Source organism: Saccharothrix deserti (genome assembly GCF_009769385.1).
GTDB classification, from domain to species: domain Bacteria; phylum Actinomycetota; class Actinomycetes; order Mycobacteriales; family Pseudonocardiaceae; genus Actinosynnema; species Actinosynnema deserti.
The window spans coordinates 1-16,409 of record NZ_VKAB01000049.1; the positions used below are offsets into that span (position 1 = coordinate 1).

Sequence of the window (16,409 nt, forward strand, 5' to 3'; positions counted from 1 at the left end):
GCGACACGCTGACCAGCACGAACACCCCCCGTCTAGTGACACGCCATGTCACCGGGCAACCACGTATTTCCGCAGGTCAACCCGCCAATTCGTGGACTAACCAACACCCTGATCTGTGGAACCCAGGTTCGTTGAGCAGCGCAATTTGCAGCTTTTCCGCCAGGGCGCGCTTTTCGGGGTCCTTGTGGAGTGACATCGCGGCGAGCACGTCCTCGAAGTAGTCGCGCCTGCCCTGGTTGACCCGGGTCCCGTCGGGAAGCGTGCGGGCGCTGTAGTCGCCGTCCGGCCCTTTGGTCTCCTGGACGATGTAGCGAGGCTCGTCCACCCCTCGATCGTGGATCTCGAAGATCTGGTCGAACTCCCCGCTGCCCGCACCGGTGTCGTGCAGCGGCCGGACCGTCGCCAGCGGCTCGCCGGGATTGTTCGGGTCGACCACGTCGAACACTTCGCGTTTCGGGTTGTCCGGATCGGGGCGTCGCACGAACTCGACGTCCTCGCCGTACTCGCGGGCCAGTCGGTTGCGCAACGCGTACTCACCCACGTCCTCGCCGAGGTCTTCGCCCGCGTCCCTCCGCCGGGACATCGCGTCTTTTACCTGCTTCGAGTCTTCGTCGAACGACTCGGAGGTCGTCTTGTAGTGCTCGGCGGCGGCGTTGCGCTCCTCCATGGCCAGCCGGATGCGCTCGCGGTGCTCCTCACGCCACCCGTTCGTGCTCGGCCGCTCCGGGGCCTCGGCGGTGTTCGCGGGATTGTCGACGGGATCCGCCGGCCTGTCCGTGCCATCCGTGCGGTTCGGCGTGCTGATGTCCTCCGGCTCCTTCGGCAGCACTCGGTTGCCGTCCTCGTCGAACCGCTCGTGCCTGCTCTTGTCGAAGTCGGGGCGCAGCGGGGGTGGCTGGCTGTCGGCGAAATCGAGTTCGCCGTTCTTCCGGATCAGCTTGTGCGTCTCCTTGCCGTCCGAGTCCCGACGGGCGTCGCCGGGCTTGCGGGCGATGACGTCCTTGCCGTCTTTGTTCTTGTACTCGATGTAGTGCTTGTCGAAGTACTCCGGGTCGTTGATCTTCTGTCGCGGGGTCAGCCCGGACGGATGGTCCGGCTCGTCCTGCCAGGCGGTGTCGTCCGACTTCCCCCGGTCTTTGGCGGCCGCGGGGTCGAGGTCGGTCTTGTCGGTGTCCTTGGTGCCGGGGACGAAGCCGTCGTCGCTTGCTTTGGTGGTGGTGCCGTCGGGGCGGTGGGTTTGCCATTCGCCGTTCGGCGGGATCTTGGGTTGGCGGTTGCCGTCGGGGCCGATTTCGGCGTCGCTGGTGTAGACGCGGCCTTGGGTGTCGGTCCAGGCGGGTTTGGTGGGGGCGAGGACGTCGGCGCCGGTGTGGGTGGAGAGGCGGTTGGCGAAGTCGTTGCTGCCGGCATCGCAGCCGATCAGGCGGATGGGGGTTTTGCCGTCCCAGCCGTTGCGGCGCAGCAGGTCGCCGTATTCCTCCGGGGTGTAGGTGTGGTTGCCGATGCGCGCCCGGCCGTCCGGGGTGACGTGGACGTCGGCGGTGAAGTAGCGGGGGTCGTGCGGCACGCGGTGGGGCAGGTCGCCCATGTCCGGGTCGCCCCGGTGGTGCGAGATGCCCGCCGGGGTCGTCTCGCCGTGGCGGGTGTGGGCCTCGTCGATGTCCGGCCGATCCCCGTCAGGCCGGTCCGGGTTCGGCTGGTCGCCGTCGGGATCGCGGTGCGATCCGTCGGGGTCACGGTGGGGCGTGCCGGAGTCGGGGTCGCGGTATGGCGAACTGTCGGGGTCGCGGTGCGGTGGGGTCCATTGCTCGGGTTCCCTGCGCGGTCCGGGCGCGCCATCCGGGTCGCGGCGGGGTGGCGGGACATTCCCGGGGGTGCGGGGTGGGCGGGGTCCTGGCGTGGTGGTGTGCCGTCGTGGGGGCGGGGTCCGGGAGCGTCGGGGTGGCGCGGAGGCGTCGTACCACCCGGACCGGAATGGGTCGGACCGCCGGTGTGAGCAGGACCGCTGGTGCCCCTCGATGGCGCGCCTCCGGGGCTGGGGCTTCCAGGACCGACGTGGCTGGGGGCGGGGCGTGAGGGCGGCGTGCCGCCGGGACCGGTGGGGGCGGTGCTTCTTGCGGGTGGGCTCGCTGGGCCGCTACCAGGGCTTGCGTGTGCGGAGGGTGGCGTGGGGCCGGTGTTGGCGGGGCCGTACGGCGGCGTGTTGGTCGGTCCGTGCGGTGACGTGGACGTGGACGGGGTGGTCGTGTGCGGTGTGGAGGCGCTGGACGGGGCAAAGGATGACGGGCTGGCGTTGTCCGGTGTTCGTGTCGGGGGGAGGCCGGAACCCAGGTCGCCTCGGCTGCCCGGTGTTCCGGTCCAACCGCCACCACTGCCCGGCCTTGCGCCCGCGCCGCCACCATTCGGTGCGCCACCGCCGGGTGTACCGGTGGGTGTGCCGCCGGGGGTGGGTTGGCCGGTCGGTGTGACGGGCGGGTTGCCGTGCGGGTTGCCGTGCGGGCCGGTGTTCGGGCCGCCGGTCTGGGGTTGTCCGGGACGGCTTGGTGCTTCCGGTGTTGTGGCTGTGGCCGCTGCGGTGTTGTCGACGCGCGACGGCGTCGGCGCGGCGGGGGAGCCGGTGCCGCCGGTGCCACTGCCGGGAGAGCCGCCTCCGCCGGCAGGAGTGGGGCCAGGAGTGCTCGGCTGCCCCATTGGTCCGCCGCGGTGTTCGCCCGGCGGGGTGGACGGGCCCGGAGTGGTGCTGCGCGGGGCGTCGGAGTCGGTGTTGTGGGGGTCTCGGCCGGGACGTGGTGCGGAGGCGGGCGTGTCCGTCGGGTCGCCGCGTCCGGGGCGGGACGTGGCGGGGTCGGCCGTGGGTGCGGTGCCCGATGTCGTGGTCGTGTCACGTGGGCGGTCGGACGGCGGCGAGTCCGAGCCCGGTGAATTCGAGCCAGGTGAGTTCGAGCCCGGCGTGGTCGAGCCCGGAGTCGGTGAGCCAGGCGTCGTTGAGTCCGGCGTCGTCGAGTCCGGGGTGGTGTTCGGAGTGGTGTCCGGGGTGGCCTGGTCGGAAGACGGCGAGTCGCCGTCCCCGCGGCCGGTGCTGCCGGACGGGGTGTCGACATCCGCCCTACCGGTCTGGAGGAAGCCGCCCTGGCGGACGTTCTTCGAGCTGAGCACGTCCAGACCGGTGGCCTTGCCCGCCAGCTTGCCGACCGTCTTCATGATCTTCTCGAAGACCTCGACCAGGCGCTTCAGCAGCGGCGAGACCTTCTTGATCGTGTCCAGCAGGTCCTGGATGATCTTGGCGATCTTGGTCGCCCACTTGGAGATCGCGGCCACCGCCTGGGCCACGATCACCGGGGTGCCGAAGCCCAGCGAGAACACCGCTTCCAGCACCCACGCGATGAGCTTGCCCACGAGATCCGCGATCAGGTCGCGCACGATCTCGCGCACGAACGCGACGACCATGCCCATCATGCCGACGACGGTGCCCACCGTGCCCGCGGCCGACGCCGCGCCGGTCAGCGCGTCGCCGTGCACCTTCGAGTTCGCGAGGTAGCTCTCCGCCGCCGCACCGGTCCAGCCCTCCGTGCCGGACTTCACCCCCGAGGAGTACTCCTCGGCGATCTTGCCCAACTCCTCGGAGACCTTCCCCCACGTCGCCGAGTACGACTCGATCACCGGCGGGTTCCCGGCCAACCAGTCCAACATGTCCTTCAACGGCTGCACGTGCTCCATCAGGAACGACGCCGCCGACGACATCAGCGTGCCGAACGGGTCGATCGCCATGGCCGCCGCGTCCGCGGCCAACCCGACCATGCCCAGCCCGGCCTGGACCCAGTTGCCGTCCTTGATCCCGTTGAACGTGTCCATCGCCGACTCCGCGATGGAGATCCCGGTCATCCAGCCGTTGTCACCGGTGCCGGCGTTGAACAACCCGCCGGGCTCGGCGTCCGGCTTGACCACCAGATCGTTCGGCCCCGTCACAGCGCACCCCCGCGCCACCCGGATCCGCGCGCGTCACCACGTGCAGCCATGGCGCAGTCCTCCCCAGTCCGTCCGCCAGGCGATACCACCCAGGTTGACGCAAAAGGAGTACGACCGGTTCCGGAACGCCGTCGGACAACCCGGTCGGAGCAATGCGCCCGATTGTCCACAATGGACAAATGGGACCAGTCAGAGACGACCGGACGGGCGATTGCCCGCCCTGATGACCTCGACCTGCTCGGCGGTGAACGGCGGGTCGAGCAGGTCGCCGCGTTGGGCGTGACAGCGGATGTCGGCGATGTAGTGCATGCGGTCGGGCAGGTCCGCCCAGTCCCGCGCGGCGGTGTCGGTCAGACTGTCGGACGTCGGGTCGACCATTCGGAGCAACGCGAGCAGTTCGGGGTCGGACAGCTCCGCGAGGATCGGCGGGAACCGCGCCGGCAGGTCCTCCCCCAGGTCGAGCACCTGGCCGTCGGGCAACGCCATCGTCATCAGGTGCTCGGTGACCGCCCGCCGGACCAACGCGCGCACGTGGTCGGCCAACTGCTCACCGGCGATGCGAACGGCGTTCCTCCGGCCGAGCACGGTCAACAGCGCCAACCGCAGCCACCTCACCACCCGGTTGCCCGGCAACAGCAGTTCGAACAGCCGGCGTTCGAGTTCACGGGGATCGACGACCGGCGCTTCGAGCGCGGCGGCGATCTCCGGTTGCAGCCGGGTCTGCTCGTGCAGGCCGATCTCGATGTCGGCCAGGAGCAGGAGTTCGGCCCGCTGCTTGGCGTCCCGGGTGAACATCGCCCGGTAGTATCGGCCGAACGCCTGCCGCAGGTAACGCTGCCCCTCGGGCGGCTCACCCGCCCGCAACCCCGCGCAGAACTCCGCGATCCGCCCCTCGTCGGCAACGGTGTCACCGGCAAAAGTGGCCACGAAGCGGGCGAACTCGCGGGCGATCTCCTCGAAGACCTTCAGGTTGCCCCGTGCCGCCGCGCCACTGGCCGCGTCGAGCCGCGCCGTCGTCAGCACGGCCTGCCGCACCAACCGCTCAGCGCCCTCGACGGCGTCCCGGGGAACGATCCGCCGCAGGCCGCGCACCAGCAGCTCGACCCCGGCGGCCACCTCGGGCGAGGAACGCAGCAGCCGCTCCAAGGTGCGCGCCAGGTCCTCCTGCCGGATGGTCTGGCCGATCTGCTTGGACGCCCACACCGCGAACGTGCACCAGTTCGCGGACCCGCCGGTGAGACCGGCCAGCGCCCGCGACAACTCGTGGTAGCAGTGGGTGATCCGGAGGTTGCGGACGACGGGCTCGGCGTGCGCGGCGATCCGGTCGACATCGGAAACCGCGGGCGGCGCCCCGGCCGGGAGGAGTGGCCGGGGCGCCGCCGTGTCCGAGCGGTCAGGTCAGGATCAGGTCCGGATCAGGTGGGGGCCAGGTCGGGATCAGGTGTAGCAGGGCTTCTCGAACTTGAAGTCCTTCGCCGTCGGCCCGGTGAAGAAGTCCTCCACCAGGCTCACCGCGGTCGGCGCCGTCTCGTCCGGCTTGTAGATCAACGTCTGCCGGAACGTGCTGTCGTTCGCGTTCCCGGAGAAGTTGCCCGCACCGGACGGCAACATGCCCTCGTAGTCCACCGAGTTCAACTGCCGCACCGCGCCCAGCAGACCGGCGCGGGTCAGGTCCTTGTTCTCCGCCGCCTTCGTCAGCGCCGCCTTCAACGGGTACGACCACACCCACCCGGCCGTGTAGCCGTCGTTCGGCGTCACGCCCGGCAGGGCTTCACGCATCGCGTTGTGCCCCGGCGTGTCCGTCGCCCACGCCTTCCACGGCGCCGACTGCAGGTACAGCGCCTTGATCGCGGGCGCGGCGGGGCTCGCCATCAGTCCCGGGTTCCACGTCGGCGACGTGCCGATGAACTTGCCCGTGAAACCACGCGCCGCGGTCTGGCCGATGATCACCGCCGCGTCGGTCGGCCCGGTGGTCAGGATGACGACGTCCGGCTTGTTCGCCAGCACCGCGTCGATCGCGCCGCCCTGGTTGTCCTGGCCGGTCTGGGTGACCGCGTTCGTGAACGGCACCCCGCGCTTCTCCGCCGCGAGCTTCGCGCCCGCCGCCGCGTCGTCGCCGTAGTCACCGGGCAGGTGCACGGCCATCACGCTCTTCGCGCCGAGCTTCTCCACCGCGTAGTCCACCGAGTTCATCGACTCGATGCAGTAGTTCGCGCCGGATTCGAGGACGACCTCCTCCACGCCCCACAGCGACGTCCACGACGCGGGCACGCTGACCATCTGCGTGTTCTCCAGGTCGGGCAGGATCGCGGCGGTCGTGGGCGAGCCGAGGGTCTGCGCCAGGGCCAGCACCTTGCCCTTGATCTCCTGGTACACCTGGTTGTGGATCTGCGGGTTGTACTTGTTGTCCTTCACGTGCGTCGTGACGTCCACGTCGTACCCGGCGATGCCGCCCTGGTCGTTCACCCGCTTCCAGAACGCCTTCTGCGCATCGGTGATCGGCACCGCCAGCGTCTTGAACGGCCCTTCGGTCAGGTCCGAGATCGACCCGAGGTAGATGCAGCCGCGGTCACTGTGGCCGGTGTTCGGGCACGGCTCGCCGGTCACGCCGAAGTCGACCTTGATACCGCCCTTGCCCTCCTGCGGGGCCGCGCCGTCGCCACCGCGACACGCGACGGCGGCCAGCGCCACCACGGAGAACACCGCCAGCACCACTCTGTGCCTTGCCATCCCATCCACCCTTTCAGTACGAGAAAGGCCACGTGCGCCAGTAGTTGCGGACGCGCACCCAGATACCGAACAGGCCACGTGGCTCCACGATCAGGAACACCACGATCAGCAGCCCGTAGAGGACCGCCTCGACCTGGAACACCGTGACCGCCCCGGTCGCGTCGGCGCTGATGAACGGCAACACCGCGGGCAGTTCCCGGGTGATGCGCGGCAGCAGCGTGATGAACAGCGCGCCCATGATCGCGCCGGAGATCGTGCCCGCGCCGCCGATGAGCACCATGGCGATGTACTGCACCGACAGCAGCAGGCCGAACGAGCCGGGGTCGAAGAACCCGTTGACCACGAACAACAACGAGCCCGCCACCCCGGCGTAGAACGACGACACGGCGAACGCCAGCGCCTTGTACCGGGTCAGGTCCACCCCGATCACCGCCGCCGCGAGGTCGCGGTCCCGCACCGCCGCGAACGCCCGCCCGATCCGCGACCGCACCAGGTTCCGCGCCAGCACCCCGAAGATCACCAGCAGCACGAACATCAGCAGGTACAGCTGCTGCGGCCCGGTGAACAACTCCGACGGCCGGTCCAGTCGCACGCCGAACAGCTCCGGCACCGCCGCCGGCCGCCCCACGCCGGGACCACCGGTCAGCGACGTCCACTCCCGGAAGATGTGCTCGCCCAGGAACACCAGCCCCAGCGTCACGATCGCCAGGTACAGCCCGCGCAGCCGGACCGCGATCGGCGCCACGACCAGCCCCGCGAGCGCCGCCACCAGCCCGGACGCCAGCAGCCACACCGGCAGCGACGTCACACCGAACCCGAGCACCCGCCCGTCCGGGTCGCCCGACAGCGCCGCGCCCGTGTACGCGCCGATGGCCAGGAAGAACGCGTGCCCCAACGACACCTGCCCCGCGTACCCGGTCACGATGTTGAGCCCGATCGCGCCGATCGCCGCGACGAAACCCGTGGCCAACAGCATCAGCAGGTCGTCGGTGATGGCGAACGGCATCAGCAGCGCCACCACCACCAACACCCCCGTCCACGCCCGCTTGGGCCGCGTGTTCAGGAACGCCGTGTCCTGCGCGTAAGAGGTGTACAGCTCCGGACGACCCTTCACAGGCGTTCGACCTCCTTGCTGCCGAACAGCCCGTAGGGCCGCACGAGCAGCACGATCAGCATCAGCACGTACGGCGCGACCAGCGCGAAGTTCGGCCCCAGCCACGGCGCGACATCTCCCTGGTAGGTGCCGACGAGCGATTCCACGACCCCGACCGCCAGCCCGCCGACGACCGCGCCGCCCAGCGAGTCCAGGCCGCCGAGGATGATCGCGGGCAACGCCTTCAGCGCGATCACCCACAGCTGCTGGTCGACACCGGCGCCCGTCGCCACGAACACGCCCGCCAACGCCGCCAGCCCGCCCGCGATCGCCCACGACAGCGCGAACACCGAGCCGACCGAGATGCCCTGCGCCAGCGCGACCTCCTGGTCGTAGGCGACCGCGCGCATGGCCAGCCCGATCCGGGAGAACCGGAAGAACGCGAACAGCACCGCCACCACGACCACGGTCGTCCCGAGCATCACCAGGTACCGCTGCTGCACGTCCACACCGAGCAGCGACACCGTTGACAGCCCCCACGGGTCGCCGACCTGCCGCACGTCCAGCCCGATGAACGCGTTGGTCACCACCCGCACCACCACGTCCACGCCGATGGTGATGATCGCGACCACGAACACCGGCTTGCCGATCATCGGCCGCAGCACGGTCCGCTCCACGCCCAGCGCCAGCGCCGCGATCAGCACCGCCGCGACCGGCACGGCCACGAAGAACCCGACCTCCGCGGCCAGGTAGCTGACCAGCACCGCGCCCGCGAGCATGAACGCCGGCTGGGCGAAGCTGATCACGCGCGTCGACTTGTAGATGATGACGAAACCCAGCGCCAGCAACGCGTAGATCGAACCCGAGCCCAGACCGCGGATCAGCGATTGCAGGAACTCGCTCATCCGCGCCCCCCGAGGTACATGTCCTCCACGAGTTCGCCGAACACCTTGGCCAGCGCCGACCGCTTCACCTTCTGCGTCGCGGTCAGCTCGCCGTCCTCGTGGTCGAGTTCCTTGGGCAGCATGCGGAACTTCTTCACCTGCTCGACGCTGGCGAACCGCTCGTTGACGCCGTTGACGATGCCCTGCACCAACTCCCGCACCTCGTCCTTCTCCGCCAGGTCGCGGTAGGTGGTGTAGGCGATCCTGCGCTGCCGGGCCCAGTGGCCGACGGTGTCGTACTCGATGCCGATCAACGCCACCAGGTACGGGCGCTGGTCGCCGACCACGATGGCTTCCTTGATGTACGGCGAGGTCTTCAGCGCGTTCTCGATCTCCGACGGCGCCACGTTCTTGCCGCCCGCGGTGATGATGATGTCCTTCATCCGGTCGGTGATCCGCACGTGCGTGCCGTCGACCCACTCGCCGACGTCACCGGTGCGCAGCCAGCCGTCCGGGGTGATCGCGCGCCGGGTGGCGTCCTCGTCGCGCCAGTAGCCCGCGAACACGCCCGGGTGCCGGGTCTGGATCTCGCCGTCGTCGGCGATCCGCAGCTCCACGCCGGCGTGCGGCTCGCCGACCGTGCCGACCTTCACCCGGCCGGGCAGGTTGCCGGTGGCGATGGCGCTGTTCTCGGTCATCCCGTACACCTCGTGCATCGGCACGCCGATTCCCATGAAGAACCGCAGCACCTCCGGTGCGATGGGCGCGGCGCCCGACGCGGCGTAGCGGACGTGCCGCATCCCGATCCGCGCCTTCAGCGCGCGGAAGCAGAACAGCCAGCCCACGCCGTACCTCAGCCGGGTGGCGAACGTGTGCCTGCCGCCGTTGCGCACCAGCCGCTCGCCGATGCCGTCGGCCACGCGCAGCCAGAACCGGGTCGTCACGCGCTTGAGCCGGGTGGCGCTGGACGCGCTGATCGTGATGGCCGCCAACACCTTCTCCCAGATGCGCGGCACGCCGAACAGGATCGTCGGCTGCACCTCGCGCAGGTTCGCCTGCACGGTCTCGATGGACTCGGCGAAGTGCACCTGGATGCCGGCCGACGCGCTGAACCACGTGGTGAAGATGCGTTCGGCGACGTGGCACAGCGGCAGGTACGAGAGCGTGATGTCCTCCGGCGACGGCGGTGGCGAGGTGAACCCGCCGCCCTCGACCAGGGTCTTGATGGCGAACTCGACGTTGGCCACGGTGAGCATCGCGCCCTTGGGCGGCCCGGTGGTGCCGGAGGTGTAGATCAACGTCATCACGTCGTCCGGCTCGACCTCGCGCATCCGGCGCTCCACCGCGTCCGGGTGGCTGTCCCGGTGTTCCGCGCCGAGCGCGAGGAAGTCGTCCCAGGACATCAGCTTCGGGTTGTCGTAGCGGTGCCGGATGCCGCGCGGTTCCAGGTAGACGATGCGCTCCAGGTCGGGCAGGGCGTCCAGCACAGCCAGCGCCTTGTCCACCTGCTCCTGGTCTTCCGCGATGAGCACACGTGCGCCGGAGTGCGACAGCAGGTAGGCGACCTCGCTGGCCGGGTTCGTGGGGTACAGGCCGACGGTGATCGCCCGCACGGCAACCGTGCCGATGTCGGCGTAGAGCCATTCGCGGCGGTTCTCGGAGTGGATCGCGACCCGGTCGCCCGCGTCGATGCCGAGCGCCAGCAGGGCGTGCCCGGCGAGTTCGGCCTGCGCCCAGTACCGGGCCCAGGTGACCTCCTGCCAGATGCCGAAGTCCTTGGCGCGCAACGCCACCGCGTCCGGCGTGGCCTTCGCCCGGTCCCGCACGCGGGTGGCTATGGTGGTGAGTCCGGTGGCGGTCGTGGTCTGCGTGGTCACGCGGCACCTCCCACGGTCTTGTGCGCCTCGCCGAGGTAGGCGCGGACGACGTCCGGGTCCTGCTGCACCTCGTCGGGCGTGCCGGTGCGGATCGGCTTGCCGAAGTCCAGCACCATCACCCGGTCCGCGAGGTCCATCACCAGGCCCATGTCGTGCTCGACCATGACCATCGCGATGCCGAGTTCGTCGCGGACGTCGAGCACGAACCGCGCCATGTCCTCGGTCTCCTCGACGTTCATGCCCGCGACCGGCTCGTCGAGCAGCAGCAGCTTCGGCTCCATCGCCAACGCCCGCCCCAGCTCCACGCGCTTCTGCACGCCGTACGGCAGCAGGCCCACCGGCAGCCGCCGCCACTGCTCCAGCTCCAGGAAGTCGACGACCTCCTCGACGGCCTCCCGGTTGGCCAGCTCCTCGCGCCGGGCCCGGCCGACCCACGCGAACGCGGCCAGCGCGCCGTAGCGCATGTGGTTGTGCCGTCCCAGCATCAGGTTCTCGACCACGGTGAGGTGCGCGAACAGCTCGATGTTCTGGAACGTCCTGGCGACGCCCATGGCGGCGATCCGGTGCGGGCGCCTGCCCAGCAGGTCTTCGCCCAGGAACCGGACCGCGCCCGACTGCGGCCGGTACACGCCGGACAGCACGTTGAAGATCGACGTCTTGCCCGCGCCGTTCGGCCCGATGATGGCGAACAGCTCGCCCGCGGCGACGTGGAACGACACGCCGTCCACGGCGGTGACGCCGTCGAACGCCAGCGTCACGTCCTCGACCTCCAGCACCCTTTCTTCCGCCGGGGTGCGCACGTCTGGGGTGCGCAGGTCTGGGCGGCTCACGTCTGGGCGACTCACGTCTGGGCGGCTCACGACAACCACCGCTTCCGCCGCTTGTAGTGCTTCACGTCGCGGAACGACTGCGCGGTCGCCTCACCGCGCAGGCCCAGGTAGAACTCGCGCACGTCCTCGTCGGCCAGCAGCGCGGCGGCCGGTTTGTCCATCACGACCTTGCCGGTCTCCAGCACGTAGCCGTGGTCGGCGATGGACAGCGCCATGGTCGCGTTCTGCTCGACCAGCAGCACGGTCGTGCCCGCCGCGTTGATCTTCACGATGAGGTCGCGGATCTGCTGGACCATGAGCGGCGCGAGGCCCAGGCTCGGCTCGTCCAGCAGCAGGTAGCGGGGCTCGGACATGAGCGCCCGGCCGATGGACAGCATCTGCTGCTCGCCGCCGGACAGGTACCCGGCGCTCTGCCTGCGCCGTTCCCTCAGCCGGGGGAACAACTCGTACATCCGTTCCAGGTTCTGCTTGATGCCGCGCGGCCTGCTGTGCCCGCCGATGCGCAGGTTCTCCTCGACCGACAGCTCGGCCAGGATGCGCCTGCCCTCCAACGCCTGCTTGACGCCGAGCGACGCGATGCGCGTCGGCGACGAGCGGTGGATCGGTTTGCCGTCCAAGGTGATCCGGCCTCGGGTCACCTTGCCGTCGTGCACGTCGAGCAGGCCGGACAGCGCTCTCAGCAGGGTCGTCTTGCCCGCGCCGTTCGCTCCGAGCAGTGCGACGATCCGCCCCTCGGGGACTCTCAGGCTCACGCCGCGGAGCACCAACATCACATCGTCGTAGACCACCTCAAGGTTGTTCGCCTCGAGCACCAGGCGCCTCCGGGGGTGTCGGGAGGCGATCAGTATGACTCCGATCACACCATTACCTACCACCGTTCGCAAACCGTGATGAACCAGCGCACGGCGTGTTCGGCTTTCACGATTCTGTTGCTGAGTCCTGTGTGGACTGGTGTAGCGGGAGGGGTGCGTGGGTATGCCCCCGGCGACGACACTGGGCTTGTGAGGAGCGTTCGCCACACATGGACGGCTCGGAGGTGGAGCTCAGGGTGGCGGCGAGACCCGTCCACCTCTCGACCGTCCGCGCGGTCGCCGGGGCGATCGCCCGGTCCACCCCGGAGCTGGCAATCGACCTGGTCATCGCGGTCGACGAGGCGTGCACCGCGCTCATCGCCCGGTCGCTCGACCCTTCCGCCGAATTGCGGTGCCAATTCGCCCGGGAAGGTGATTCCGTGCGCTTTCGGGCGGAGGTCCGGTCATCGGCCGTCACCGTCCCCGATCATGACTCGTTGTACTGGAGGGTCGTCAGCTCCGTGACCGACGCGGTGGCCACCTGGGTCGACGGGGAGGGCCGGTTGCGGGTCGAGCTGAGGTGCCGGGCATGAACGCGGTGGACTACCAGCCGTTGTTCCACGAGTTGGCGGAGGCGGAACCGGACGGTGAGCGGTACCAGCGGCTGCGGGACCGCCTGGTGACCGAGCACCTGCCCATGGCCAGGCACATCGCCGACCGGTTCGCCGAGCGCGGCGAGTCCGTCGAGGACCTGCGGCAGGTGGCGGCGGTCGGGTTGATCAACGCGGTGGACCGGTTCGACGTGAACCGCGGTATCGACTTCCTCGCGTTCGCCGTGCCGACCATCACCGGCGAGGTGCGGCGGTACCTGCGCGACCAGGGGTGGGCGGTGCGCGTGCCGCGCCGGTTGAAGGAGCTGTGCGTCGCCATCGACACCGCGCGGGTGGAGCTGTCCCGGCACACCGGCCGCACGCCAACGCCCAGCGAGGTCGCCCGGCACCTCGGCATCGAGGTGGACGAGGTGTACGAGGGGCTGCACGCGACGTCGGCGAACCACCTGCTGTCGTTGGACGAGCAGTCGATCAGCGACGAGCTGAACCACGCCGACGCGCTGATCTGCGACGATCCGGCGCTGGAGGTCGTCGAACTGCACCACGCGCTGGACCCGATGCTGCGCGGGCTGCCCAAGCGGGAGAGACGGATCGTGGTGCTGCGGTTCTTCCGGAACATGACGCAGAGCCAGATCGCGGACTCGGTCGGCGTGTCGCAGATGCACGTCTCGCGGCTCTTGAGCCGATCTCTGGCCCGTTTGCGGTCTCTGCTCGATGATGAGTAGCGCTCGGGTGGCGGGGTGGCGCTCGGGTGATGGGTGGTGCTCGGGTGACGGGTGGCGCTCGGTGACCGACGGATCTTCCGGCGAGACGAAAAGGGGTGGTCGCAGTGGTGACAAGCCTGACCGGGCTCGCGTGGCCGCAGCGGACAGCCCTGCTCCTGGGCGTGGGACTGGCGCTGTGGGGGCTGGCCGACTTCGCACGCGGCGAGGCACCGCTGGGGGTGCTGCACGTGGTGACCGGGCTGGTGATCGGGGCGGCGGCGGTGCGGACCCGCGTGGCCCGGCTCGTGGGGAGCTTGATGGGCGTGGTGTTCCTGGTCGTGTTCGCGTTCGGCGTGGGTGAGGCCGGCGGGGCGATGGATGCCGGCATCGTGGGGAACGCGGTGCACCTGCTGGTCGGGTTCGCGTCCGTGGCGGTGGCCGAGAGCTGCGCGTGGTGCGAACAACGCGCCCGCCGCGCCACCGGCTCCCGCTGACCGACCACACCTGCCGCACTCCCCCGTCCACGTTGCATCCCCCCTTTCCGCCCGCGCTGCCCCTCCCGGCCCGCACCGACCTCCCCTCTCCCGCCCCCACCGATCTCCCCTTCCGACCCTGCCGACACACGGCCGTTCCAACCTTGCCGAAACACCGCCACCGAGGCCGAAGGCGGTTGCGTGGCCCCCCTTTCGGGTATCTCCCGTGTGACCCGAACGGGGAGGACCGATGCACACGGCGAGTCTGCACAACCTGGTCGACGTCGAGGGGCCCTTCATCTCCCTGTTCCTCGACGTGGGCGACCACGTGGACCTGCGGTGGCGGGCGATGCGCGACCAACTCCAGGCGATGGCGGCGGACCCGTACCTGGTGGCGTTGGCGCACAAGGCGATCACCTCGGGCGTGACACCACGCGGCCTCGCCGGACGCGGCCTGATCGTGGGCGGCGGCCAGGTGCTGGTGGACCGCTACGTCCCCGTGCCACCCGCCGGCTACACCGCCCGCTCCGGGCCGCTGCCCTACGTGCTGCCCCTGATCGACCTGTCCGAACCCCTGCTGCCGCACGTGGTCGTGCAGGTCGGCGAACACGGCGCGGACCTGCGCGGCGTGGACCCGACCGGCCGGCCGGTGGCCGTGGCGTCGGTGGGCGCGCGCAGGCCGGGACGGCGGTTGGACGCAGCGGAGTTGGCCGACGTCGCAGAGGAGGCGACCGCGCTCGTGGACCGGCTGGGCGCGCCGCTGCTGGTGCTGGCCGGGCCGCCGGCCGGCCGGCAGTCGCTGCGGGTGGCGCTGCCGACCCGCTACCACCACCTGGTGGTCGAAGTCGAGGGATCACCCGACCGGGCCGTGCTGCACCTGGCCGGCCGGGCGAACCAGGACGCGCGGCGGGTGGTGGTCGAGCGGTTCCGCGACGAGTCGACCCGGCTCACCGGACGCGCGGTGCACGGGCTGGAGGCGGTCGGGCGGGAGCTGGAGGCCGGCCGGGTCGAGACGCTGCTGCTCACCGACACCCTCGTCGGCTCGCGGGAGGTCGACGGCGGGCGGGCCGACGAGGTGCTGCCGTTGCGGGCGGTGGAGTGCGAGGCCGAGATCATGCTGGTCGGCGGGGCCGTTCGGCTGCACGAGGACGTCGGGGCGTTGCTTCGCGAGTGAGGCGTCACTTCGTCAGTGAGCGTGTTGCTTCAGCGAGGGCGTTGCTTCGCGAGTGGGCGGGGCGAGTGGGCGGGGCGAGTGGGCGGGGCGAGCGGGTGGGCGAGCGGGTCGGTGGCCGGGTGTGCGGACGGGGGTGGCGGTCTCGGGGCTCCTCATGGTTTTACCGACGTTTGAGGTGAAAAATAACAGCGTTTCCCTTATGTCGTTTTACCATGATCACCCGATCGTGTCGCGAGACTTCCTCAGCATCCTCATGACCGCACGTTCCACTGTCTCACGATCATCCGACTTCGGCTTGATCACCGTCCCCTCGTGGAACAGCCGCACGACCCTCGGATCGACATAGGACTTCCGCGCCACCGCGGGCGTGTTCCCCAACTGCTCGGCCACTTCCCGCATCACCGCCACCTCCACCCGCTTCCGCCCGCGCTGCGACTCCGGCCGACCCTCCCGCGCGAACGCCACCGCCGCCGACACCGTCGCGTGCCACGTCCGCAGGTCCTTCACCGAGAACTCCGCGCCCACCAGCTCCTTGAACCGCTCGTTCACGTCATCCGACCCGATCTGGTACCCGCCCACGTCCGTCAGCAGCCGCTCCTCACCGGACCGCCCGCGCAGCAACGACTTCACCGCCCGCGTCACCGCCTCGTCCTCCACCGAAGTGGTGAACTCGATCCCGCCCTTCACCGGGTAGCTGAAGTCCACAATGGACCCGCGCACGGTCACGTGCGAGCACAGCAGCGTGGCAACGCCGTACGTGCCGTTGTCCGCCGCGTACGTCTCACCGCCCACCCGGAACACGCCCCGGTCGAGCAGCGCCAACGCCACCGCGAGCACCCGTTCCCGCGACCGCCCCCGCCCCTCCAGCTCCCGCGCCACCTCCGCCCGGAACGCGGGCAGCGCGGGCGCCAGCGCCAGCACCCGGTCGTGCTTCTCCTCGTCCCGGTCCTGCCGCCACCGCTGGTGGTACAGGTACTGACGACGCCCGGCCGCGTCCGTGCCCATGGCCTGGATGTGGCCGTTCGGGTAGGGGCACACCCACACGTCGCGCCACGCGGGCGGGATGGCGAGGGACTTGATCCGCTCCACCGACTCGGCGTCGACCGGCGCGCCCTCGACATCGGTGTAGCTGAAACCCCGTCCGCGGGCGCGGCGGTGCCAGCCGGGGCCGGACGGGTCGCTGCGGCGCAGTCTCACAGCGGGCAGGTTCCCGGACGCGCTGATCTGAAACACCTTCACGACCAGCGAAACGCAACAACGTGGTTGAACCCGCCGC

At 70.2% G+C, this 16,409-nt stretch carries 13 protein-coding genes; 4 read left to right on the forward strand and 9 right to left on the reverse strand.

The window, feature by feature from the left end; genetic code table 11:
• Positions 1-1,419: 1,419 nt before the first annotated feature.
• The 8 genes from FM051_RS43500 to FM051_RS43535 form a co-directional block, all read right to left on the reverse strand.
• The gene (locus tag FM051_RS43500) at positions 1,420-3,966 is read right to left on the reverse strand and encodes a hypothetical protein (RefSeq protein WP_158852953.1); all 2,547 of its coding nucleotides are present in this window, start codon (positions 3,964-3,966) and stop codon (positions 1,420-1,422) included.
• Between the two features lie 189 nt (positions 3,967-4,155).
• Positions 4,156-5,226 (reverse strand): hypothetical protein, encoded by a 1,071-nt coding sequence (locus tag FM051_RS43505; protein WP_158852954.1) that lies wholly within the window; start codon positions 5,224-5,226, stop codon positions 4,156-4,158.
• A gap of 177 nt (positions 5,227-5,403) precedes the next feature.
• Positions 5,404-6,696, reverse strand: coding sequence for an ABC transporter substrate-binding protein (locus tag FM051_RS43510; protein WP_202919353.1), 1,293 nt, complete (start codon positions 6,694-6,696; stop codon positions 5,404-5,406).
• Between the two features lie 13 nt (positions 6,697-6,709).
• Entirely contained in the window at positions 6,710-7,810 is a 1,101-nt protein-coding gene (locus FM051_RS43515) for a branched-chain amino acid ABC transporter permease (protein ID WP_158852955.1), read from the reverse strand.
• Positions 7,807-8,694 (reverse strand): branched-chain amino acid ABC transporter permease, encoded by an 888-nt coding sequence (locus FM051_RS43520; RefSeq protein ID WP_158852956.1) that lies wholly within the window; start codon positions 8,692-8,694, stop codon positions 7,807-7,809. The genes FM051_RS43515 and FM051_RS43520 overlap by 4 nt, the downstream gene beginning before the upstream one ends.
• The gene (locus FM051_RS43525) at positions 8,691-10,550 is read right to left on the reverse strand and encodes an AMP-dependent synthetase/ligase (RefSeq protein ID WP_158852957.1); all 1,860 of its coding nucleotides are present in this window, start codon (positions 10,548-10,550) and stop codon (positions 8,691-8,693) included. Before FM051_RS43525 ends, FM051_RS43520 begins: the two co-directional genes overlap by 4 nt.
• A complete protein-coding gene (locus FM051_RS43530; protein WP_158852958.1) occupies positions 10,547-11,380 on the reverse strand; it encodes an ABC transporter ATP-binding protein in 834 nt (277 codons plus the stop codon). The genes FM051_RS43525 and FM051_RS43530 overlap by 4 nt, the downstream gene beginning before the upstream one ends.
• Positions 11,381-11,406: 26 nt before the next feature.
• Positions 11,407-12,192 carry an ABC transporter ATP-binding protein gene (locus FM051_RS43535; RefSeq protein ID WP_158852959.1) on the reverse strand — a complete coding sequence of 262 codons (786 nt, stop codon included), beginning with the start codon at positions 12,190-12,192 and terminating at the stop codon, positions 11,407-11,409.
• 209 nt (positions 12,193-12,401) lie between these two features.
• On the opposite strand from FM051_RS43535, the gene FM051_RS43540 reads away from it, so the two are divergent.
• From FM051_RS43540 to FM051_RS43555, 4 genes are all read left to right on the forward strand, one after another.
• Positions 12,402-12,764, forward strand: coding sequence for an ATP-binding protein (locus FM051_RS43540; RefSeq protein ID WP_158852960.1), 363 nt, complete (start codon positions 12,402-12,404; stop codon positions 12,762-12,764).
• Positions 12,761-13,507 (forward strand): SigB/SigF/SigG family RNA polymerase sigma factor, encoded by a 747-nt coding sequence (locus tag FM051_RS43545; RefSeq protein ID WP_158852961.1) that lies wholly within the window; start codon positions 12,761-12,763, stop codon positions 13,505-13,507. Before FM051_RS43540 ends, FM051_RS43545 begins: the two co-directional genes overlap by 4 nt.
• A gap of 107 nt (positions 13,508-13,614) precedes the next feature.
• Positions 13,615-13,980 carry a hypothetical protein gene (locus tag FM051_RS43550; protein ID WP_158852962.1) on the forward strand — a complete coding sequence of 122 codons (366 nt, stop codon included), beginning with the start codon at positions 13,615-13,617 and terminating at the stop codon, positions 13,978-13,980.
• 229 nt (positions 13,981-14,209) lie between these two features.
• Positions 14,210-15,133, forward strand: coding sequence for a baeRF2 domain-containing protein (locus FM051_RS43555; protein ID WP_158852963.1), 924 nt, complete (start codon positions 14,210-14,212; stop codon positions 15,131-15,133).
• Between the two features lie 216 nt (positions 15,134-15,349).
• Here FM051_RS43555 and FM051_RS43560 read toward each other — a convergent pair whose 3' ends face one another.
• Positions 15,350-16,330, reverse strand: coding sequence for a DNA topoisomerase IB (locus tag FM051_RS43560; protein ID WP_158852964.1), 981 nt, complete (start codon positions 16,328-16,330; stop codon positions 15,350-15,352).
• Positions 16,331-16,409 lie beyond the last annotated feature (79 nt).

Excerpts from the sequence above, each read along its gene's own strand:
- FM051_RS43510 (WP_202919353.1), bottom strand. The coding sequence starts at position 6,696 with ATGGCAAGGCACAGAGTGGTGCTGGCGGTGTTCTCCGTGGTGGCGCTG.
- FM051_RS43520 (WP_158852956.1), bottom strand. The coding sequence starts at position 8,694 with ATGAGCGAGTTCCTGCAATCGCTGATCCGCGGTCTGGGCTCGGGTTCG.
- FM051_RS43540 (WP_158852960.1), top strand. The coding sequence starts at position 12,402 with ATGGACGGCTCGGAGGTGGAGCTCAGGGTGGCGGCGAGACCCGTCCAC.
- FM051_RS43545 (WP_158852961.1), top strand. The coding sequence starts at position 12,761 with ATGAACGCGGTGGACTACCAGCCGTTGTTCCACGAGTTGGCGGAGGCG.
- FM051_RS43555 (WP_158852963.1), top strand. The coding sequence starts at position 14,210 with ATGCACACGGCGAGTCTGCACAACCTGGTCGACGTCGAGGGGCCCTTC.